This is a genomic window from Streptococcus oralis (assembly GCF_004127215.1).
GTDB classification, from domain to species: domain Bacteria; phylum Bacillota; class Bacilli; order Lactobacillales; family Streptococcaceae; genus Streptococcus; species Streptococcus oralis_BD.
The window spans coordinates 14,586-35,117 of sequence record NZ_QEWJ01000004.1 but is presented as its reverse complement, the minus strand read 5'-3'; the positions used below and the strand labels follow the sequence as shown (position 1 = coordinate 35,117).

18 protein-coding genes are annotated in these 20,532 nt (G+C 42.0%); 12 read left to right on the top strand and 6 right to left on the bottom strand.

Annotated elements, in window-relative coordinates:
- Nucleotides 1-74 precede the first annotated feature (74 nt).
- The 5 genes from DF216_RS04340 to dltD all read left to right on the top strand — a co-directional run bounded on the left by DF216_RS04340 (nt 75) and on the right by dltD (nt 5,742).
- Entirely contained in the window at nt 75-1,448 is a 1,374-nt protein-coding gene (locus tag DF216_RS04340) for a M20 family metallopeptidase (RefSeq protein WP_129326085.1), read from the top strand.
- Nucleotides 1,441-2,502, top strand: a complete 1,062-nt coding sequence (locus DF216_RS04335) for a methionine ABC transporter ATP-binding protein (protein WP_129326084.1) — start codon at nt 1,441-1,443, stop codon at nt 2,500-2,502. The genes DF216_RS04340 and DF216_RS04335 overlap by 8 nt, the downstream gene beginning before the upstream one ends.
- Before the next feature lies 1 nt (nt 2,503).
- Nucleotides 2,504-3,196, top strand: coding sequence for a methionine ABC transporter permease (locus DF216_RS04330; protein ID WP_129326083.1), 693 nt, complete (start codon nt 2,504-2,506; stop codon nt 3,194-3,196).
- A 171-nt stretch (nt 3,197-3,367) separates the two neighbouring features.
- Complete coding sequence (gene dltB, locus DF216_RS04325) at nt 3,368-4,522, top strand: D-alanyl-lipoteichoic acid biosynthesis protein DltB (protein ID WP_129326082.1); 1,155 nt, start codon at nt 3,368-3,370, stop codon at nt 4,520-4,522.
- 47 nt (nt 4,523-4,569) lie between these two features.
- Nucleotides 4,570-5,742 carry a D-alanyl-lipoteichoic acid biosynthesis protein DltD gene (gene dltD / locus DF216_RS04320; protein ID WP_129326081.1) on the top strand — a complete coding sequence of 391 codons (1,173 nt, stop codon included), beginning with the start codon at nt 4,570-4,572 and terminating at the stop codon, nt 5,740-5,742.
- Between the two features lie 174 nt (nt 5,743-5,916).
- Here dltD and DF216_RS04315 read toward each other — a convergent pair whose 3' ends face one another.
- Nucleotides 5,917-6,486, bottom strand: coding sequence for an MptD family putative ECF transporter S component (locus DF216_RS04315; RefSeq protein WP_129326080.1), 570 nt, complete (start codon nt 6,484-6,486; stop codon nt 5,917-5,919).
- 133 nt (nt 6,487-6,619) lie between these two features.
- Between DF216_RS04315 and DF216_RS04310 the strand changes: the two genes are divergently transcribed.
- From DF216_RS04310 to nrdI, 5 genes are all read left to right on the top strand, one after another.
- On the top strand, nt 6,620-7,234 hold the full coding sequence (locus tag DF216_RS04310; protein WP_061454138.1) for a YesL family protein: 615 nt from the start codon (nt 6,620-6,622) through the stop codon (nt 7,232-7,234).
- On the top strand, nt 7,212-8,882 hold the full coding sequence (locus tag DF216_RS04305) for a sensor histidine kinase (protein ID WP_129326079.1): 1,671 nt from the start codon (nt 7,212-7,214) through the stop codon (nt 8,880-8,882). The genes DF216_RS04310 and DF216_RS04305 overlap by 23 nt, the downstream gene beginning before the upstream one ends.
- Nucleotides 8,883-8,894: 12 nt before the next feature.
- The gene (locus DF216_RS04300; protein WP_061454137.1) at nt 8,895-10,181 is read left to right on the top strand and encodes a response regulator transcription factor; all 1,287 of its coding nucleotides are present in this window, start codon (nt 8,895-8,897) and stop codon (nt 10,179-10,181) included.
- A gap of 58 nt (nt 10,182-10,239) precedes the next feature.
- Nucleotides 10,240-10,773 carry an ABC transporter permease gene (locus DF216_RS04295; protein WP_061454136.1) on the top strand — a complete coding sequence of 178 codons (534 nt, stop codon included), beginning with the start codon at nt 10,240-10,242 and terminating at the stop codon, nt 10,771-10,773.
- Nucleotides 10,774-10,850: 77 nt separating this feature from the next.
- Nucleotides 10,851-11,321, top strand: coding sequence for a class Ib ribonucleoside-diphosphate reductase assembly flavoprotein NrdI (gene nrdI, locus DF216_RS04290; RefSeq protein WP_061454135.1), 471 nt, complete (start codon nt 10,851-10,853; stop codon nt 11,319-11,321).
- 81 nt (nt 11,322-11,402) lie between these two features.
- On the opposite strand, the gene DF216_RS04285 is transcribed toward nrdI, so the two are convergent.
- The 3 genes from DF216_RS04285 to argS form a co-directional block, all read right to left on the bottom strand.
- Complete coding sequence (locus DF216_RS04285) at nt 11,403-12,665, bottom strand: NRAMP family divalent metal transporter (protein ID WP_125827689.1); 1,263 nt, start codon at nt 12,663-12,665, stop codon at nt 11,403-11,405.
- A gap of 198 nt (nt 12,666-12,863) precedes the next feature.
- Complete coding sequence (locus DF216_RS04280; protein WP_061454133.1) at nt 12,864-13,109, bottom strand: hypothetical protein; 246 nt, start codon at nt 13,107-13,109, stop codon at nt 12,864-12,866.
- A gap of 366 nt (nt 13,110-13,475) precedes the next feature.
- Nucleotides 13,476-15,164 carry an arginine--tRNA ligase gene (argS, locus tag DF216_RS04275; RefSeq protein WP_129326078.1) on the bottom strand — a complete coding sequence of 563 codons (1,689 nt, stop codon included), beginning with the start codon at nt 15,162-15,164 and terminating at the stop codon, nt 13,476-13,478.
- 146 nt (nt 15,165-15,310) lie between these two features.
- Between argS and argR the strand changes: the two genes are divergently transcribed.
- Together argR and mutS are read left to right on the top strand one after the other, a co-directional pair.
- A complete protein-coding gene (gene argR / locus DF216_RS04270) occupies nt 15,311-15,757 on the top strand; it encodes an arginine repressor (protein WP_125827692.1) in 447 nt (148 codons plus the stop codon).
- Nucleotides 15,758-15,807: 50 nt separating this feature from the next.
- On the top strand, nt 15,808-18,342 hold the full coding sequence (gene mutS, locus DF216_RS04265; protein ID WP_129326077.1) for a DNA mismatch repair protein MutS: 2,535 nt from the start codon (nt 15,808-15,810) through the stop codon (nt 18,340-18,342).
- 242 nt (nt 18,343-18,584) lie between these two features.
- On the opposite strand, the gene galU is transcribed toward mutS, so the two are convergent.
- Nucleotides 18,585-19,484 carry a UTP--glucose-1-phosphate uridylyltransferase GalU gene (gene galU, locus DF216_RS04260; protein ID WP_129326076.1) on the bottom strand — a complete coding sequence of 300 codons (900 nt, stop codon included), beginning with the start codon at nt 19,482-19,484 and terminating at the stop codon, nt 18,585-18,587.
- Between the two features lie 21 nt (nt 19,485-19,505).
- On the bottom strand, nt 19,506-20,522 hold the full coding sequence (locus DF216_RS04255; RefSeq protein WP_129326075.1) for an NAD(P)H-dependent glycerol-3-phosphate dehydrogenase: 1,017 nt from the start codon (nt 20,520-20,522) through the stop codon (nt 19,506-19,508).
- Nucleotides 20,523-20,532: the final 10 nt, after the last annotated feature.

Genomic DNA, 20,532 nt, shown 5'->3' with positions numbered 1-20,532 from the left:
GACTGTTGGTTTTGAAGAAGATGATCTTATAGTCCGTCCATAGACACAAGTCCTCAGTAGAAAGTGAGAGAAAAATGGTTTTTCCTAGCGAACAAGAACAGATTGAAAAATTTGAAAAGGATCATGTCACCCAGCATTATTTTGAAGTTTTGCGTACCTTGATTTCCAAGAAATCAGTCTTTGCCCAGCAGGTCGGGCTCAAGGAAGTCGCAAACTATCTAGGTGAGATTTTCAAGCGTGTGGGAGCTGAAGTTGAGATTGATGAGAGCTACACGGCGCCTTTTGTCATGGCGCATTTCAAGAGTTCGCGTCCAGATGCCAAGACCTTGATCTTCTATAACCACTATGATACTGTACCAGCGGACGGAGATCAGATCTGGACAGAGGATCCCTTTACACTTTCTGTGCGTAATGGATTTATGTATGGGCGTGGGGTTGATGATGACAAGGGTCATATCACGGCTCGTTTGAGTGCTCTGAGAAAGTATATGCAGCACCATGATGACCTGCCAGTCAATATCAGCTTTATCATGGAAGGGGCAGAGGAGTCTGCTTCTATGGATTTAGATAAGTATTTAGAGAAACACGCAGACAAACTTCGTGGAGCAGATTTGCTAGTTTGGGAGCAAGGAACCAAAAATGCCTTGGAGCAGTTAGAAATTTCTGGTGGAAACAAGGGAATCGTGACCTTTGATGCCAAGGTGAAAAGTGCGGATGTGGACATTCATTCGAGTTATGGTGGTGTCGTGGAATCAGCTCCGTGGTATCTCCTCCAGGCTTTAAGTAGCCTGCGTGCTGCAGATGGTCGTATCTTGGTCGAAGGCTTGTACGAGGATGTCCAAGAGCCGAATGAACGAGAACTAGCCTTGGTGGATACCTATGCACAAGGCAGTCCAGAGGAAATCAGTCGCATTTACGGCTTGGAATTGCCTCTCTTACAAGAGGAGCGCGTTGCTTTTCTAAAACGATTCTTTTTTGAACCAGCTCTCAATATCGAAGGAATCCAGTCTGGTTACCAAGGTCAGGGTGTTAAGACTATTTTGCCAGCAGAAGCTAGTGCCAAGCTAGAGGTTCGTCTGGTTCCTGGCTTAGAACCGCATGATGTTCTGGAAAAAATTCGGAAACAGCTAGACAAAAATGGCTTTGATAAGGTAGAATTATACTATACCTTGGGGGAGATGAGCTATCGAAGCGATATGAGTGCGCCAGCTATTCTCAATGTGATCGAGTTGGCCAAGAAATTCTATCCTGAGGGCGTGTCAGTCTTGCCGACCACAGCTGGGACAGGTCCCATGCATACGGTCTTTGATGCCCTAAAGGTACCCATGGTGGCCTTTGGTCTAGGGAATGCCAATAGCCGAGACCACGGTGGAGATGAAAATGTGCGAATCGCCGATTACTACACCCATATTGAATTAGTAGAGGAGCTGATTAGAAGCTATGAGTAGAGATATTATCAAGTTAGATCAGATCGATGTGACCTTTCACCAAAAGAAGAGAACCATCACAGCGGTCAAGGATGTGACTATTCACATCCAAGAAGGGGATATCTACGGAATCGTTGGATATTCTGGAGCAGGGAAATCCACTCTTGTGCGGGTGATTAACCTCTTGCAAAAACCATCTGCAGGTAAAATTACCATTGATAACGATGTGATTTTTGACGGTAAGGTGACCTTGACGGCAGAGCAGTTGCGTCGCAAACGTCAAGACATCGGAATGATTTTCCAGCATTTCAACCTGATGAGTCAAAAAACAGCAGAGGAAAATGTGGCCTTTGCCCTCAAACACTCTGGACTCAGCAAGGAAGAAAAGAAGGCTAAAGTGGCTAAGTTGTTGGACTTGGTTGGCTTGGCAGATCGTGCTGAAAACTACCCTTCTCAACTATCGGGAGGGCAAAAACAGCGTGTGGCCATTGCGCGTGCCTTGGCCAATGATCCAAAAATCTTGATTTCAGATGAGTCAACGTCTGCTCTTGACCCTAAGACAACCAAGCAGATTTTGGCCTTGTTGCAAGATTTGAACCAAAAATTAGGCTTGACCGTTGTCTTAATTACACACGAAATGCAGATTGTCAAAGATATCGCCAATCGTGTGGCAGTCATGCAGGATGGCCGTTTGATTGAAGAAGGCAGTGTCCTTGAAATCTTCTCGGATCCTAAACAACCTTTGACTCAGGACTTTATCTCAACAGCTACGGGTATTGAAGAAGCCATGGTTAAGATTGAGAAGCAAGAAATCGTGGAAAACTTGTCAGAAAACAGCCTTTTGGTCCAACTCAAGTATGCAGGTGCTTCAACAGACGAGCCACTTTTGAATGAATTGTACAAACATTACCAAGTAACGGCTAATATTCTCTATGGAAATATTGAAATCCTTGATGGCACTCCCGTCGGAGAATTGGTTGTGGTACTGTCTGGTGAAAAAGCAGCGCTAGCAGGCGCTCAAGAAGCCATCCGTCAAGCGGGTGTGCAGTTAAAAGTATTGAAGGGAGGACAGTAGAATGACAGAGTTTATTCAAACCTATTTACCAAATGTCTATAAAATGGGCTGGGCAGGTCAAGCTGGCTGGGGAACGGCTATCTACCTAACTCTTTATATGACAGTTCTTTCCTTCATCATCGGAGGGTTCTTGGGGCTAGTGGCAGGTCTTTTCCTCGTCTTGACAGCGCCAGGCGGTGTTTTGGAAAATAAGGTTATCTTCTGGATTTTAGACAAGATTACCTCTATTTTCCGTGCGGTTCCCTTTATCATCCTTTTGGCTATCTTGTCACCACTGTCTCACTTGATTGTGAAGACTAGCATTGGGCCAAACGCAGCCCTTGTTCCACTTTCTTTTGCAGTCTTTGCCTTCTTTGCCCGTCAGGTGCAGGTCGTCTTGGCTGAACTGGATGGTGGTGTCATTGAAGCAGCGCAGGCCAGTGGAGCGACTTTCTGGGATATCGTGGGTGTTTACCTATCAGAAGGTCTTCCAGATTTGATCCGTGTGACGACTGTGACCTTGATTTCCCTTGTTGGGGAAACAGCTATGGCCGGAGCGGTTGGGGCTGGTGGTATCGGTAACGTAGCCATTGCTTATGGATTTAACCGCTACAATCACGATGTGACAGTTTTAGCAACCATCATTATCATTTTGATTATCTTTACGATCCAGTTCTTGGGAGATTTCTTGACCAAGAAATTAAGTCATAAATAAAAAGAGCCGAAGGGCTCTTTTTTGTTCTAGGTAGCTGCCAACAGGGGCATTTAAAGTTTTTAAATTATGGTATAATAGATAAAGCTAATTCTCTCTAGTGATAGGATAGGAAAAAACTAGAAAGATAAGTTCTGAAGCAAGATGAGAAAATGAAAAAGGAGTTTGGCTGGTATGAATTATTTTGAGGGGAATGAGTTTTTCCTTCTCTTGTTTGTAGTTTTACTGATTGGTTTTGTGGTAAACTTTTTTGAAAAACGTAAGGACTACTATATTTTGGTGCTCTCCCTCTTATTTGCAGGAGCTATCTATGGTAAGAGTCGAGCGATGATGGTCTATTTGCTTGCCTTTGTCGTTTACCAGTATTTTCTGGTTTTTCTAGCACAGAGGATAGAGGCAAAGCGGCTGAAACCACTGGTTTTCCTTTCTATTCTTCCCTTAGTGATTAATAAAGTCTTTGCCCTGACTTCTCTGCATTTGTTGGCCTTTATTGGAATTTCCTACATGTCCTTTAAGACCATTCAGATCATGCTAGAAATATCGGATGGTTTGATCAAAGAAAAGATTAGCATAAAAGACTACCTGCAATTTTTACTTTTTTTCCCTACGGTTAGTGCAGGGCCGATTGATCGAAGCAGGAGATTTCTAAAAGAGATAAACGAGGTCATGCCTCGTAAAGACTATCTAGAGTTGGCAGGGGACGGTGTTTATCGTATCGTTTTAGGTCTACTTTATAAGGTTGTTTTGTCAACCTATGTTTACCAGATGTTACTCGCTCTAAGCAATACGGGTACAGTTGTCTACTCAATTAAATATATGTACCTCTATACCTTATATCTATTCTTCGACTTTGCAGGCTATAGTTTAATGGCTGTTGGAAGTAGTAACATTCTAGGTATTCAGACACCGATGAACTTTAACAAGCCTTTCTTGAGTGTTGATATCAAGGATTTCTGGACCAGATGGCATATCACCTTGTCGACTTGGTTGAGAGATTTTGTGTTTTCAAGAGTATTGATGCAGGTCATCAGGAAAAAATGGTTTAAAAATAGACTACACAATGCAACCTATGCCTATATGGTCAATATGTTGGTCATGGGTTTTTGGCATGGTCTTAGTGTTAGCTACATTGTCTATGGTTTTTATCATGGTGTCTTGATGGCTGGATTTGAAGTATATCAAAAGAAAAGCAATTTTTATAAGAAAAATAAAAATAAAAACTGGTATAAGCTACTAAGTTGGTTTGTGACCATGAATTTGGTTATGATTGGTTTCTTTATCTTTTCAGGTGAACTCTATAAAATCTTACTTACGATTTTAAAGAGATAAGAGATTGAAAAGAGATCGGACGGATCGAAGGGATGGGATAAAACGAGATGATTAAATTAAAAGCATTTTTACTATCGCTTGTGCTCGTAATTGCGACGCTTGCCCTTTTAAATGTGACCTATGTCAAGAAGATTGATGATTATTATAAAGTCAAGGATAACAGTATTCGTTATAGTACCTCGTATGAAAAGTATAAAAGTAGAGATATTTTAACAAGCAATATCACTCCCAATACCCTGGTTTTAATGGGTTCCTCAGAGTTGGTTGCGACGATAAATGAAGACTATCATCCCAATAAAATTTTTAACTACAACGATTTTAATATCATGCAGATTGGGACCAGTTATTCTCAAAACATCATTCAGGCTACGACCTTGGGCTCTATTGAAGGATCTATGAGTAAGCGAAAAGTGGCTATAGTAGAGTCGGTTCAGTGGTTTGAAAAAGATGGGACTCATCAAGATGCCTTTTTGAATAAGGCTTCTCAGGAACATATTTTTCACATGCTAGATAATGACAAGATTAGCAAAGAAACGAAAGAAAAAATAATCAATCGCATTATTGAGATTACCAAGGGGAACAAGCAACAAAATGACATCTACAAAAAATATAAAAGTTATTTCATAGATGGAAAAGGAACGATTGTTGATAAAAAACTATTAGAGTTTGATAAGGCGATGTATTCCTTTAAGCTCAAACAGACTTTTTATCAAAAACATGCCAAATCAGATTACCCTTCGCTAGGAGACAAAATCCCAGACTATGATTGGGAGAAAATGACGGCTCAGTTTGTGGAAGAGGTCAAAAAGAAAACAGACAATAATGACTATGCTGTTGATAATAACTACTACAATACTTACTTAAAAGACCGCTACGCATCGCTGAAAGATTCTAATAAAGATTTGAGCTATCTGGAGTCACCAGAATATTCAGATATGGAACTCTTCTTGACAGTTGCCAAAGAATTGGGCATTGAAGTTGAGGTTATTATTTTCCCAGTAAACGGGAAATGGAACGACTACACAGGAGTTTCAAGAGAGATGCGAGAAAAAACTTATAAAAAAATAGAAGATGTCGCAAAAAGCCATGGTGCAACTGTATTAAACTATGGAAACAGAGAGTATGATGATTACTTTTTATTTGACGTGATGCACGTTGGAGTGAAAGGATGGATGGAAGTTGAAAAAGAACTTTACAAATTTGCAAACCAAGCTAACTAACACACATCGTTTAATCTTGTGGACACTATTTTTCTATACGGTCATCTTGAGCATCGTGATTTACTGTTTTGTGACCGATTTTTCGAATATTCAAGAATTTATCTATAGTGAATTTTAAGATTGTATACAAAAAGGCCCTGGAACTAGGCATTGCTAGTCTTCAGGGCTTTTATCTTATAGTTTATCAGCTATTTTTTGACTTAGAAATTGCCCAATAACAGCACCCATTACAGCACCAAGGAGAATGCTTGCGACAAAGAGAAAAATTTTGTCTAGCTCTGGAGCGACCATGATACGGTCAATGTATTCTTGGGATTTTCCACGAGCGAGGAGAGTTGCCTCGTAGGATTCTGGACTAATCCACATGAGAAGGATGGGACCACTTGTGCTGAAAGCAAAAACGAGGAAGGAGAGAAGATTTTTAATCTTATCCTGATAGTGACCGAGGCGAGCAATAGCATCTGCTGCAAGACCACAAGTGATAGCTGGGAGAAAGGCGCCGGCACCGTGTTTACTAGCCAGGAAAAATAGTGCCATAAAGAGTCCGAGAGTGGTAATCGCACCAAAACGAGGAACCTTTGCCAAAAGAAACATGTAGACGCTCCCTCCAACAAGGGCAGAAAAGGCAGGCGCATAGAACATATTGCCCGTTGAATCCACCAAGTGTCCAAGCAATACTCCAATTCCTAGACAGAGAAAGTAGAGAACGACGGCTAAGAGGGTAGTTAAGATATTTTTCTTCATGAGAATCTCCTTATATAAAACTGTCAAAATCAATTGTATCACGCTTTTAGAGGATTGTAAATGGATGCTCTATGTTTTTGAAAACGTTTGAAATATGATATAATAGTTACATAGTTGTTTTAAGGAGGATATTATGGGAAAGTTTCTAGAATTCGTCTTTAATCGTTTCTTTTTAGGAATGATTGCGACGGCTTTTTTCTGGTTATTCACACTAGCAGGAGGTGTAGTCTTTGGTTTGGCACCAGCTAGTGCAACTCTTATGAGTTTATATGCGGAGCACGGTTATACTTACCGAGCTTATAGTTTGAAAGAAGCTTGGGAATTGTATAAGAGTAATTTTGTCAAGAGCAACCTCGCTTTCTATAGTTTTGTACTTGTAGATCTAGTCTTAGTTTATGGTTTGTACCTTTTGGTTCAATTGCCCCATCAAACTATCTTCCATCTCTTGGCAACCTTTCTCAATATCCTTGTTGTTGCCTTTGTTTTTTTAGCTTATACCGTTTCATTGAAACTCCAAGTTCACTATGAGCTCTCTTATCGAAATACCGTAAAACTCGCTCTTATCGGGATTTTTATGAATTTGCCGGCAATTGCCAAGGTTTTATTTGGTACGGTCATGCTTGTAGGAATTGGTTACTATATGCCTGCCCTCCTCTTTTTCGTAGGAATTGGTGTGTGGCATTTCTTTATCAGTGATATGTTGGAACCCGTATATGAAAGTATCCATGAAAAATTGGCGACAAAATAAAATGAAGCCGTTCTGGCTCCATTCGCTCTTGCGCATCTATACCTTGGTGATGATTGCCATCATTGCAAGTTTTGCGGTCATGCTCTCCTATGCTGACTGGAGTTCCCGTGAAAAAGAAGCCCAACGAGTAGCTCAACGTGTGACGACTCGGACAGTGAGCGAGATTGAATATTACCATAGAGAGTCGACTCAGATTGCCCAGGCTTTGGTTGAAAATCAGGCTCGGATTGAAGGGATTTATAAGTACTTTAGTCTCAGTACACCAGACTATTTTTATTGGCAATTAGAGCGCAAGGCCTCGCCCTATATCTCGGTATCCTTGTATGAAAACATTGACGATTTGTATGTAAGAAATGACTTTGTGACGGGTGTGGCAATTGTCCTTCAGGATTATAAAGAAGTCTTTGTTTCGACTAGAGAAAAACGAAGTGGAGAGAAAATTCCAGCAGAAAATTTCAAACCAGCTCCCAATAGTTTTGCCATTCCTGTATCCGATCCAGTTTCTGACAAGGATTTAGGAGTGATTTACATATCCTTATCTCCGGATGTCTTACGTGGAGCTATTGACAATACCCGTGGCCACACACCAATGGCTGTGACGGTAATCTCGCCTTTTGAGACCGAGATGTTTCAGATTGGGGAGACAGTATCTGCCGAGCGGGAGGACTGGCTTGTAGGAGTTACCTCCCATGGCTATCAAGTTCGTGTAGCCGTTCCTAAGGATTTTGTTCTTAAGGGAACGTTGACCAGTTCGGCTATCATTATTGGACTAAGCATTCTCTTTATCATTATCTTGTATACCACTCTGAGGCAGACCTTTTCCAATTACCAAAAGCAGGTGGTGGATTTGGTTGAGTCTATTCAGGTTATTGCTCAAGGAGAAGAGAGACTTCGCATTGATACTTCTGAGAAAGACCAGGAATTGCTCCTCATCTCAGAAACAACCAATGATATGTTGGACCGACTGGAAAAGAATATCCACGATATTTATCAGTTGGAATTGAGCCAAAAAGATGCCAATATGCGGGCCTTGCAAGCTCAGATTAACCCGCATTTTATGTATAATACCTTGGAGTTCTTGCGGATGTATGCGGTGATGGAAAGCCAAGATGAGCTAGCAGATATTATCTATGAATTTAGTAGTTTGTTACGCAATAATATCTCCGACGAGCGGGAAACAACGTTGAAGCAGGAGTTGGAATTTTGCCGAAAATATAGCTATCTCTGTATGGTTCGCTATCCAAGGTCTGTTGCTTATGGCTTTAAGATCGCGCCAGAATTAGAAAATATGAAGATTCCCAAGTTTACGCTCCAACCATTGGTAGAAAATTACTTTGCCCACGGTATTGACCACCGTCGGACAGATAATGTAATCAGCATCAAAGCCTTGAAGGGCCAGGGATTCGTTGAAATCCTAGTGGTAGACAATGGTCGCGGGATGACTGCTGAGAAATTGGCTAGCTTGCAAGAAAAACTAACTCAGAGAAGTTTTGAGCACGAGGCAAGCTATAGCGGAGAGCGACAATCAATTGGAATAATCAATGTACACGAACGCTTTGTCCTCTATTTTGGAGATCGCTACCAAATCAGTGTAGAGTCAGCTGAACAAGAAGGTGTTCGTTACCGTATTACTATTCAAAATGAATAGAAAGGAAGGGAAATGTATAAAGTTTTATTAGTAGACGATGAGTACATGGTGACAGAGGGGCTCAAGCGGTTAATCCCCTTTGAAAAATGGGATATGCAAGTCGTCGCAACAGCTAATCACGCAGATGATGCTTTAGATTATGTCAAGGAAAATCCAGTAGATGTAATCATTTCCGATGTCAACATGCCGGATAAAACAGGACTTGAGATGATTAAGGAAATGAAGGAGCTGCTTCCAGATACCTATTATATCTTGCTGTCTGGCTATCAGGAGTTTGACTACGTTAAAAAAGCAATGAATCTTAGTGTCGTGGATTATCTTGTCAAGCCAGTGGATAAGGTGGAGTTGAGTCATTTATTAGAAAAAATTGCGAGCCAACTTCAGGAAAAGGTAGTGCAGAGCCAGATTCTCAGCCAAGAATTGGATGAAGAAGGCTTTGTCAACTTCTTAGCAGGTAAAGACAACTGGTGGATTGGTCTTTCCAAGGAAAAACAAGGGTCTTTCACTATTCCTTACTATGTTTTAGGTCAAGACTGGCAGATTTTTATCTCTGATCAGCCACTAGATGGAATCGTAGTAACGTCTTTTGGAGCGCCCTACCAACAAGCCTTTGAAAAATGGAAAATCAACGCAGAAAAAGCCCTCTTTTACGGTTCTGTCAATCTAGAAAAATCCGAGAGTTTGTTTGCTTATTACGAGCCGATTTATCGGGTGATTATCCAAGGGAATATCAATCAAATCATCGAAGAATTAACCTTGCTAGAGAAGGTTGTTTTGGAGAATACTCCGCGCGTGGCCATCACGAAGCAGCTCTTCACCCAGTTTGTCATGGATGTCTTTCATTTGTTTGAACACCTAAAAGCAGATGATATGACCGAGATTGTCAAAGCCATCCATGCCATTAACTCCTTTGAAGAATTGGTTGCCTACATCAAAGAGACCTTGATCAAGTTCTTTGGCCAGTACCGCATGAATGAAAATGTGGTGAGCGTTCTGGAGGTGATTGGGCGTGATTATCAGAAAGAACTCTCACTTAAGGATATTAGCAAGGATCTCTTTATCAATCCTGTCTATCTCGGTCAGCTGATCAAGAGGGAAACCAACTCAACCTTTGCGGAATTGCTCAATAAACAGCGAATTAAGGCAGCGCAGCAACTCTTACTTTCGACCAGTGATAGTATTGAAGATATTTGCTATGCAGTAGGTTACAGTAATGTTGGATATTTCTACAAGGTTTTCCGTAAATTGTGCGGAAAATCACCGAAAGCTTATCGGAAACAAGTTGAAACCAGCTTGTAAAAGTTGTATTCCTGTACAAAAAATGCTATAATGTTTAAAATATCTTATGGAGGAAAACATGAAAAAGAATCCTATTTATCTTTGGGTCTTGTTAGTCCTATCAGCCCTTATTTCATCTATGTCATTATTTGGAATCTTGAGTCCATTGCCGAGTAAAGATGCTCTTCGTGCTAGCCTGGCAAATAGCGGGACGCTCACTGCCCAGCAATTAGAAGACACAGTCAATTATACTTACCAAGTAACAGCGTCATCGCACTCTATTTTTAATACGTTGTTGATTGTCTTATCAGCAATTCTAGTTGTAGTAGCCTTTGTGTTCCTAGTACGTAAAAATGTGCAATTCGCAAACTATGCTTATATTGGCTATGTTCTACTAGCTATTGTTGGTTTGGTTTATAGCTATATGAACGTTCAAGATGCAGTTCAATTAATCAAAGATACTACCCTCGGCTTAGGAATGGGAGCATTAGCACAAGGAACAAATATTTTGTTCATCATCATCAATATCCTCTTTTTAGCCTTAGTCTTTTACAAGATGTGGCGCCAACAAAAAGATTTGGCTGAAGAAGCCGAAACAGAGGAAGTTGCCTAAGTATTGACAAAAGAGAACTATCAAGTTACAATCTTGGTAGTTCTTTTAATATTTTAAACATAAAAATCGAGGTCATCATGAAAAAAATATCCTTAGTCTATATCAGTTTGAGCGGGAATACAGAGAGTTTTGTAACCCGGCTCAAGGATTATCTCTTGTCCCAGTATGAGGGGATTGAGGTCCAAAAAATCCATATCAAGGACTTGGTCAAGGAAGGTCAAGAATTCTTTGAAATGGAGCATCCCTATGTCGCTTTCTTGCCAACCTATCTGCAAGGTGGAAATGGTGTCGATAACGGCGATGTTGAGATTTTAACGACTCCAGTGGGTGATTTTATCGCCTATGGAGACAATGCTAGTAAGTGTTTTGGGGTAGTGGGTTCTGGGAATCGCAATTTTAACAATCAATACTGCCTGACCGCCAAGCAGTATAGTCAGCGCTTTGGTTTCCCAGTTTTGGCTGACTTTGAAATGCGAGGAATGTTGGGAGATATTAAAAAGGTCGCAGCGATTATCGCGGACTTATATGAGTTGGAGACAGAAAAATAAAGCAGTACTGAAGGGCAGTTGAGATTTTCAACTGCTTTTTATGTATGCAAAAAGCACCCCATAAGGGTGCCATTTTATAAACTATCCTGCTTTTCCGATGGCAAGTGCATAGATAAAGAAGATAGCAAAACCAAAGAGAAAAATCAATCCTGCAATAGCGAGGAGTTTTAGCCAGGAAGGAAGATTTTTATTTTCACGCGTCACCAATACATAGTTCAAAAGAGCGAAGAATGGTGTTGTCAGGAAAGATCCAATCATGGCAAAGCGGAGCATGATTGAAACTTGTCCAGCAAAGAACTTGATGATGACGATACCGATGATAGCTGTAATGGTCATCCAGATGTTCAAAGATTTACGATTATCCTCTTTTTGACTTAGCAAGAGTCGAAGAGATTCCTGATTGACACGAGAGTAGCCATCTATAACGGTGATGACTGTCCCAAAGATACAGAGGAAAGCGATGAAGGTAATCAAATATCGAGACCATTCGCCAAGGACAGAGGCGTACATGCCCACGAATTGAGAAATGTACTTGGCTGAAGCGGCTTCAACTGCTTGACCTGTAGGATACTGAATAAGTGCTCCTAGTGCCACGAAGAATACAGCTAGGATAGCAGTTCCAATGTAACCAACGTTAAAGTCGAAAAGAGCGTCCGCTGTATTAAAGTTGACGGTCTTTTTCTTTTCAGCAGACCAGAGTGAATTGATGGCTGAAATTTCAATAGGAGCAGGCATCCATCCTAGGAGGGAAACGATAAAAGGGAGTGCCGCCATTTGCCAAGGTGTCTTTTCGACAAAATCAGAGCTGTATTCTGGATGCTTAATTGCTGCAATAATAACTGCAAGAACGGTCGCAATAGTCAAGGCAGACATGATCCATTTTGCCATACCGTCCAATAGTTTGTAGCCACCAAAGAGCAGCATAGCCCAAATGACCGCAACAAGGATAAGAGACCATTGAGTGATGCTAAGACCAATCATTGGAAAAGCGCTAGCGATGATGGCGGAGCAAAGGATAGCGACCCCAGCTGTATTGACCATAGCAGAGAAGACATTGAGAATAAAGAAAATCCAGAGATAGAGCTTGCCTTTTTCTGCATAGCCTTCAACCAAGGTCTTTCCAGTATCTGCTGTGTATTCAGCACCAAAACGGAAAAATGGGTATTTAAAAACATTGGCTAAGATGACCAAGAGAAGCAGAGACCATCCATAAGAACCGCCAGCTTGAGTGGAGGATACGATGTGAGAACCTCCGACTGCAGCGGAAGCCATTAGAATCCCTGGTCCCATCGCTTTCAGCTTGCTTGTCCAGGTAGACTGGTGTGATGAAGTAACTTGTGACATAAAAACCTCCCGTTTTTGAATTTTCAGAATAATCTGAATAGATAAACTCTATTCTACAAGAAAGTCAGGAAAAATGCAAGAAAATTTTGAAAAAATTTAGAAAATTTCAGAAAGAAGGCTTGATTATCAGTCCTGATAGCTCATTATAAGTTTCATGAAGAAGAGAAAAATCCGAGAAGAAGATTTCTCGGATTTTGATTATTTGAGTTGATCAGTAATTTCCTTGGAAAGTATGAGTCCCAAACGATAGCTCTTGTTGATGTAGGCGATGACATCATTGATATTCTCTGTAGTTTGGATTCTTTCGTGGATATCTGCTTTGAAAGTTTCGTCTTTCAAAAGCTGTTCCTGAAGGAGTTTCTGAAGCTTTTCTTTTTCGTATTTATTGATGAGAAAAAGAACGACAAGACTGATAAGAACTAAGATATAAGCATACTGGCTCATAAAATCTCCCCTGATTTGATAAAAAATTGAAGGTATAAGAAAAGCGAAAGAAATTTTCGCTTTTCAACTAAGTCACTAGGTGAGCAGAACAGATATCCAATAGCTAAAAACAGACAATTTGGACCTTTAACTGAAAAGTCCGCCCAGTTGATATAAAGACTAGTAAAGCGCCAAGCCAAAGTCCATATAGGATTGGGCGTTAGTTACCTAGATTGCTTTGCAATCAAGTAATTGAAGTATTACGACATGAGCCAAAACAAATCGATATTATTTGGTTTGGTGAATTAGTGAAGCGTTTAGGCAATTCGCCATATAGCGATTGCCGTCAAGAGACTAGGAACTTTAGTTCCAGTCTCTTGTAACGATTTACATCTTCTCTGGCGCTTCTACTCCGAGCAAGCGAAGAGCCTCTTTGAGAACGACTGCGGTTGCGTAGCTGAGGGCTAGACGGCTGTCGCGCTCTGGACTTTCATCTAGAATACGAGTGTGGGCATAGTATTTATTGAAAGCTTGAGCTAGGCTGATTGCGTACTTGGCAATGAGCGATGGGTCATAGTTGTCAGAAGCACGTTTGATGACACGGGCAAAGTCTTGGAGAAGTTTGATGATTTCCCAGCTTTCGGCATCATTTAGACTGTAACTTGCTTGAGCATTTGGTTGGAAATCGGCTTTTCTAAGTAGAGACTGAATACGAGCGTAAGCGTATTGGATGTATGGACCAGTCTCACCTTCAAAGGAAATCATTGCTTCCAAATCAAAGTCATAACCATTTCGACGGTCAGTCTTCAGATCGTAGAATTTGACAGCTCCAACTCCAACAGCTTGGGCGATTTGATCCTTGTTTTCAAGGTCAGGATTTTTCGCTTCGATTTGAGCTTTAGCACGAGTGATGGCTTCTTGGAGAGTTGGCTCGAGCAGGATGATGTTTCCTTTACGAGTAGAGAGTTTTTGGCGATTCTTGGTTACAAGACCAAAGTCAACGTGAACCATATCGTCACTCCAAGCAAATCCCATTTTCTTCAAGACAGCTTTCAACTGTTTAAAGTGGTTAGATTGCTCTTGGCCGACAGTATAGACATTTTTAACAAAGTTGTAAGTACGAGCACGGTAGATGGCTGTTGCGATATCACGAGTGATGTAGAGAGTAGCGCCATCTGATTTTTTAATCATAGCAGGTGGCAAATCAAAATCATCCAAGTTGACAATGCAAGCCCCTTGAGACTCTTCTAGCAAGCCTTTTTCTTCCAAGATTTGTACGACTTCATCCATCTTGTCATTATAGAAGGCTTCACCGTTCAAGCTATCAAATTCAACACCGAGTAGTTTGTAGATGCGGTTGAATTCGACCAAACTTTCATCACGGAACCATTGCCAAAGTTGAGTTGCTTCGGGATCACCATCTTCTAGTTTTTTGAACCAGAGGCGACCTTCATCATCGAGAGCCTTGTCTGTTTCGATTTCGGCATTGATGCGAACGTAAAGTTTCAACAATTCATCGATTGTGTTGGCTTCGATGGCTTCTTTAGAGCCCCACTTTTTATAAGCAACCATGAGAAGACCAAACTGTTTACCCCAGTCTCCAAGGTGATTGATTTTAATAGTGTTGTAGCCCATTTTCTTAAAGATATTAGAAAGGGCATCTCCGATAACCGTTGAACGCAAGTGGCCGACTGAGAAGGGTTTTGCGATATTTGGACTAGAAAGGTCAATCGTGATATTTTGCTCTTGGCCTTCCGTTTGTTGAGCGTAGTCAGCACCTTTTTCGATGACTTCTTTGATAACTGCACCAGAAATAGCAGATTTATCAAGGAAAAAGTTTACGTAAGGACCCGTTGCCACCACTTTTTCAAAGGCTTGGCTGTTGATCTTTGCAGCAATATCGGCAGCAATCATTTGCGGTGCCTTGCGTTCGACCTTTGCTAGCGAGAAAGCAGGGAAAGCGATGTCCCCCATTTCAGAGTTTTTAGGTGTTTCCAGTAAATTTAAAATAGCCTCTTGATCCAGGCTATCAATGACGCTAGCCAATTCACTAGCAATCAGTTCTTTTGTATTCATAAGTAGGCTCCTTTTGGGCTTTTCTTCTATTTTATCATAATTTTAGATAAAGAAGAAAATTTTTTTGAATTATTCAGTTTTTTTGGTATAATTATATCTAAAAACAACTCTAAAATCAGTTATAAATATTCATGTAAGAGGTTAAAATGAGAAAAAAAGAACGGCATCAGTTGATTAAAAAGATGATTGCAGAGGAAAAACTAGGAACCCAGAAGGAAATTCAAGATCGTTTGGAACTTTGTAATGTTTTTGTGACACAGACGACCTTGTCTCGCGACCTGCGTGAAATTGGCTTGACCAAGGTCAAGAAAAATGACAAGTTTTTCTATGTTTTAGCTAATGAGACAGACAAGATTGATTTGGTAGAGTTTTTGTCTCATCATCTAGAGGGAGTTGCGAGAGCAGAGTTTACCTTGGTGTTACACACCAAGCTTGGAGAAGCGGCGGTTCTAGCAAATATTGTTGATGAAAATAAGGACGAGTCGATTTTAGGGACGGTTGCTGGTGCCAATACCTTACTGGTTATTTGTCGAGACCAGCATGTTGCCAAGGTCATGGAAGAGCGTTTGCTGGATTTGATGAGGGATAGATAGGGTTTTGGGACTTGTTCCCAAGCCTTATTTTTGACAAGGAGAGAGCCAATATGACGACAGAAAAACTATCACCTGGTATGCAGCAGTATGTGGATATTAAAAAGCAATATCCAGATGCTTTTTTGCTCTTTCGGATGGGTGATTTTTATGAGTTGTTTTATGAAGATGCGGTCAATGCAGCGCAGATTTTAGAGATTTCACTGACCAGTCGTAATAAAAATGCAGAAAATCCGATACCCATGGCAGGAGTCCCCTATCATTCTGCCCAGCAGTATATTGATGTTTTGATTGAGCAGGGCTATAAGGTAGCCATTGCCGAGCAGATGGAAGATCCTAAACAGGCGGTTGGGGTTGTCAAGCGAGAGGTGGTTCAGGTTATTACACCAGGGACAGTGGTCGATAGCAGTAAGCCAGACAGCCAAAACAACTTCTTGGTCGCCTTAGATCGTGATGGTAATCAGTTTGGGCTGGCTTATATGGATTTAGTGACTGGTGATTTTTATGTGACAGGTTTATTGGATTTTACGCTGGTTTGTGGGGAAATCCGTAACCTCAAGGCTCGAGAAGTGGTGCTGGGTTATGACTTGCTCGAGGAAGAAGAACAAATCCTCAGTCGTCAGATGAATCTGGTACTTTCCTACGAGAAAGAAGGCTTTGAGGACATCCATTTATTGGATTCACGTTTAGCAGCTGTGGAGCAAGCGGCAGCTAGTAAGTTGCTCCAGTATGTTCACCGTACCCAGATGCGGGAATTGAACCATCTTAAACCGGTAATCCGTTATGAAATCAAAGATTTCTTGCAGATGGATTATGCGACCAAGGCCAGTCTAGATTTGATTGAGAATGCCCGTTCAGGTAAGAAGCAGGGGAGTCTTTTCTGGCTTTTGGATGAAACCAAAACAGCTATGGGTATGCGGCTCTTGCGTTCTTGGATTCATCGTCCCTTAATTGATAAGAAACGAATCATCCAACGTCAAGAGGTGGTGCAGGTCTTTCTTGACCACTTCTTTGAGCGCAGTGATTTAACAGACAGTCTCAAGGGAGTTTATGATATCGAACGCTTGGCTAGTCGGGTTTCGTTTGGCAAGACCAATCCCAAGGATCTCTTGCAATTGGCGACCACCTTATCTAGTGTGCCACGGATTCGTGCGATTTTAGAGGGAATGGAGCAGCCTGCTCTGGCCTATCTCATCGAACAGTTGGATGCCATTCCAGAGTTAGAGAGCCTGATTAGCGCAGCGATTGCTCCTGAGGCCCCTCACGTGATTACAGAAGGTAGCATTATTCGGACGGGATTTGATGAGACTTTGGATAAATACCGCCGAGTACTCAGAGAAGGGACTAGCTGGATTGCTGAGATTGAGGCTAAAGAGAGGGAAAACTCAGGCATCAGCACGCTCAAGATTGACTACAATAAAAAAGATGGCTACTATTTCCATGTGACCAATTCGCAACTGGGGAATGTGCCAGCCCACTTTTTCCGCAAGGCGACGCTGAAAAACTCGGAACGCTTTGGGACTGAGGAATTAGCCCGTATCGAGGGAGATATGTTGGAGGCGCGTGAGAAGTCAGCCAACCTAGAGTACGAAATCTTTATGCGTATCCGTGAGGAAGTCGGCAAGTACATCCAGCGTTTGCAGGCTTTGGCTCAAGGAATTGCGACAATTGATGTCCTGCAAAGTTTAGCAGTTGTGGCTGAAACCCAGCATTTGATTCGACCTGAGTTCGGTGACGATTCACAAATAGATATTCAGAAAGGTCGTCATGCTGTCGTCGAAAAGGTCATGGGAGCGCAGACTTACATTCCGAACAGTATCCAGATGTCAGAAGATACCAGCATTCAGCTGATTACAGGGCCAAACATGAGTGGGAAGTCTACCTACATGCGTCAGCTAGCCATGACGGCGGTTATGGCCCAGCTAGGCTCTTATGTGCCAGCAGAAAGTGCTCATTTGCCAATTTTTGATGCGATTTTTACCCGTATCGGAGCGGCAGATGATTTGGTTTCAGGTCAATCAACCTTTATGGTAGAGATGATGGAGGCCAATAATGCCATTTCGCATGCGACCAAGAACTCTCTCATTCTCTTTGATGAATTGGGACGGGGAACTGCGACTTATGACGGGATGGCTCTGGCCCAGTCCATCATCGAATACATCCATGAGCATATCGGAGCCAAGACCCTCTTTGCCACCCACTACCATGAGTTGACCAGTCTGGAGTCCAGTTTGGAACACTTGGTCAATGTTCATGTGGCAACCTTGGAGCAGGATGGGCAGGTCACCTTCCTTCACAAGATCGAACCAGGACCAGCTGACAAATCCTACGGTATCCATGTTGCTAAGATTGCTGGTTTACCAGCAGAACTTTTAGCAAGAGCGGATAAGATTTTAACGCAACTGGAGAGTCAGGGGCAAGAAAGCCCAGCTCCGATGAGGCAAACAAGTGCCGTTACTGAACAGATTTCACTCTTTGATACGCCTGAAGAACACCCTATCCTAGCAGAATTAGCTCAGCTGGATGTGTACAATATGACACCTATGCAGGCTATGAATGTCTTGGTCGCGTTCAAACAGAAATTATAAATCGTTCCAAAACAGATTTGTTTCTCAAAAGTTGAGCTTATGTGTTTGTAAAGGATTTAGTCTTGAAATTGGCAGGACTAAGTCTTTTTTTCTCCTTTTCACGTCTTTTAGGAAAAACTTCGTGAGTCTATATGACAGAAGAGTTCAGTAGAGGGTGAAAAAAAGCCCCCAAACTTAGATTTTTCCAAGTTTTGAGGGCGAATATTGGGTGTTTCCTTGTTTATGATAACTTGATCATTGTCTTATTTTCCCTCAGCTAACTCTTTTCCGAGTTGGATGAGGTAGTCTTTCAAATCATCCTTGACTTGAGGGTGCTTGAGGGCGTAGTCAATGGACGTTTTCATAAAGCCAAACTTATCTCCGACATCGTAGCGAGCTCCCTTGAACTCACGAGCAAATACACGTTGTGTTTTATTGAGGGTGTCGATCGCATCTGTCAGCTGAATTTCATTTCCGGCACCTGGAGCTTGGTTTTCGAGGATTTGGAAAATTTCCGGCGTGAGGAGGTAGCGTCCGATGATAGCAAGATCACTAGGAGCATCTTCTGGAGCTGGTTTTTCAACGAAGGTTTCAACGCTGTAAAGACCGTCTTTTCCTTCGCCTTGCGGAGCGATAACCCCATAAGCAGAGACTTCGTCATGAGGGACTGGCATGACAGCGATAGTAGACGCGTGGGTACGCTCGTAGTCATCCATGAGTTGTTTGGTAAGTGGAACAGCCTTTTCGTTGGTCATATCCATCAAGTCATCGCCAAGCATAACGACAAAAGGTTCATTTCCAACGAAAGCTTTGGCTTGCAAAACAGCATCTCCAAGACCACGTGGATGAGTTTGGCGGATAAAATGCAGGCGCATGCCAGTTGTCTCATCAACTAGCTTCAAAAGATCCGTTTTTCCTTTTTCTTTGAGGTTATATTCCAATTCGAAGTTTGAGTCGAAGTGGTCCTCAATGGAACGTTTTGACTTACCCGTAACAACCAAGATGTCTTCAATGCCAGATTTGAGGGCCTCTTCAACGATAAACTGGATCGTTGGTTTGTCGACGATTGGTAACATTTCCTTAGCCAAGGCCTTAGTTGCTGGGAGGAAACGAGTTCCTAATCCAGCTGCAGGGATAATTGCTTTTCTTACTTTTTGTTTCATAATATTCCTTTCTCTAAAGGTCTAAGACCATTCGTTTTCTGCTTTAAATTCATTACTCATGATGTCGTTGATTGCTTCTTTGATATTGACACCTTCATAGATAACTCGGTAAATAGCCTGCGTGATTGGCATGTAGACACCCAATTCCTGAGCTAGTTCGTAAGCTGCTCGAGTTGTTGAGATGCCTTCGATGACCATGCCCATGTTTGCTTCGATGTCTGCGAGGGATTCTCCACGACCGAGAGCATTACCGGCCCTCCAGTTACGAGAGTGGACAGATGTTCCCGTTACAATCAAATCCCCAACTCCAGAAAGACCGCTATAAGTTAGAGGATTTGCCCCAAGAGCGACCCCTAGGCGGGTGATTTCTGCCAAGCCACGAGTGATGATGGCCGCTTTGGCATTGTCGCCAAAGCCTAGGCCATGTAGTGCCCCTGCACCAACTGCGATGATGTTTTTAAGAGCACCAGCGGTTTCAACCCCGATAACATCGGTATTGGTATAGAGGCGGAAGTAGTGATTGCTAAAGAGGTTTTGGACGTACTGGGCAGTTTTAAGATCTTTAGATGCTGCCGTAATCAAGGTGATATCGCGTACAATAGTTTCCTCAGCGTGGCTAGGTCCTGAAACAACAACAATGTCACTACGGAGGTCAGCTGGAATTTCCTCTTCAAGAATGGTTGAGAGGCGTTTGTGACTATCTGGTTCCAAGCCTTTGGAGGCATGCATGATGACAACCTTGTGATCGAGTACCTTTGCTACTTGTTGGGCAACCAGTCTCGTTACTTTTGTTGGGACTACAAATAGAACAGCATCCACATCCTTTAGTGTTTCTTCTAAGTCATGGTAGGCTTTGATGTTTTCGTCGAGTAGGATATCTTTAAAGTAGCGTTTATTTGTATGTTGGCTATTGATTTCATCAATTTGGTCAGGGACATTTCCCCAAATGCGAACCTCGTGTCCATTGTCGTTTAGGACCTGCGAAAGGGCAGTTCCCCAAGAACCAGGACCCAAGACAGCGATGGTTTGTTTCTTCATTTTTTCCTCC

What these genes read in the sequence shown, in the direction of transcription:
- DF216_RS04305 (WP_129326079.1), top strand. Translation starts at nt 7,212, where the DNA reads ATGAAAAATTGGCGACAAAATAAAATGAAGCCGTTCTGGCTCCATTCG.
- DF216_RS04300 (WP_061454137.1), top strand. Translation starts at nt 8,895, where the DNA reads ATGTATAAAGTTTTATTAGTAGACGATGAGTACATGGTGACAGAGGGG.
- DF216_RS04285 (WP_125827689.1), bottom strand. Translation starts at nt 12,665, where the DNA reads ATGTCACAAGTTACTTCATCACACCAGTCTACCTGGACAAGCAAGCTG.
- galU (WP_129326076.1), bottom strand. Translation starts at nt 19,484, where the DNA reads ATGAAACAAAAAGTAAGAAAAGCAATTATCCCTGCAGCTGGATTAGGA.
- dltB (WP_129326082.1), top strand. Translation starts at nt 3,368, where the DNA reads ATGAATTATTTTGAGGGGAATGAGTTTTTCCTTCTCTTGTTTGTAGTT.
- DF216_RS04255 (WP_129326075.1), bottom strand. Translation starts at nt 20,522, where the DNA reads ATGAAGAAACAAACCATCGCTGTCTTGGGTCCTGGTTCTTGGGGAACT.
- DF216_RS04315 (WP_129326080.1), bottom strand. Translation starts at nt 6,486, where the DNA reads ATGAAGAAAAATATCTTAACTACCCTCTTAGCCGTCGTTCTCTACTTT.
- mutS (WP_129326077.1), top strand. Translation starts at nt 15,808, where the DNA reads ATGACGACAGAAAAACTATCACCTGGTATGCAGCAGTATGTGGATATT.
- DF216_RS04330 (WP_129326083.1), top strand. Translation starts at nt 2,504, where the DNA reads ATGACAGAGTTTATTCAAACCTATTTACCAAATGTCTATAAAATGGGC.
- argR (WP_125827692.1), top strand. Translation starts at nt 15,311, where the DNA reads ATGAGAAAAAAAGAACGGCATCAGTTGATTAAAAAGATGATTGCAGAG.
- nrdI (WP_061454135.1), top strand. Translation starts at nt 10,851, where the DNA reads ATGAAAAAAATATCCTTAGTCTATATCAGTTTGAGCGGGAATACAGAG.
- DF216_RS04335 (WP_129326084.1), top strand. Translation starts at nt 1,441, where the DNA reads ATGAGTAGAGATATTATCAAGTTAGATCAGATCGATGTGACCTTTCAC.
- dltD (WP_129326081.1), top strand. Translation starts at nt 4,570, where the DNA reads ATGATTAAATTAAAAGCATTTTTACTATCGCTTGTGCTCGTAATTGCG.
- DF216_RS04310 (WP_061454138.1), top strand. Translation starts at nt 6,620, where the DNA reads ATGGGAAAGTTTCTAGAATTCGTCTTTAATCGTTTCTTTTTAGGAATG.
- argS (WP_129326078.1), bottom strand. Translation starts at nt 15,164, where the DNA reads ATGAATACAAAAGAACTGATTGCTAGTGAATTGGCTAGCGTCATTGAT.
- DF216_RS04340 (WP_129326085.1), top strand. Translation starts at nt 75, where the DNA reads ATGGTTTTTCCTAGCGAACAAGAACAGATTGAAAAATTTGAAAAGGAT.
- DF216_RS04295 (WP_061454136.1), top strand. Translation starts at nt 10,240, where the DNA reads ATGAAAAAGAATCCTATTTATCTTTGGGTCTTGTTAGTCCTATCAGCC.
- DF216_RS04280 (WP_061454133.1), bottom strand. Translation starts at nt 13,109, where the DNA reads ATGAGCCAGTATGCTTATATCTTAGTTCTTATCAGTCTTGTCGTTCTT.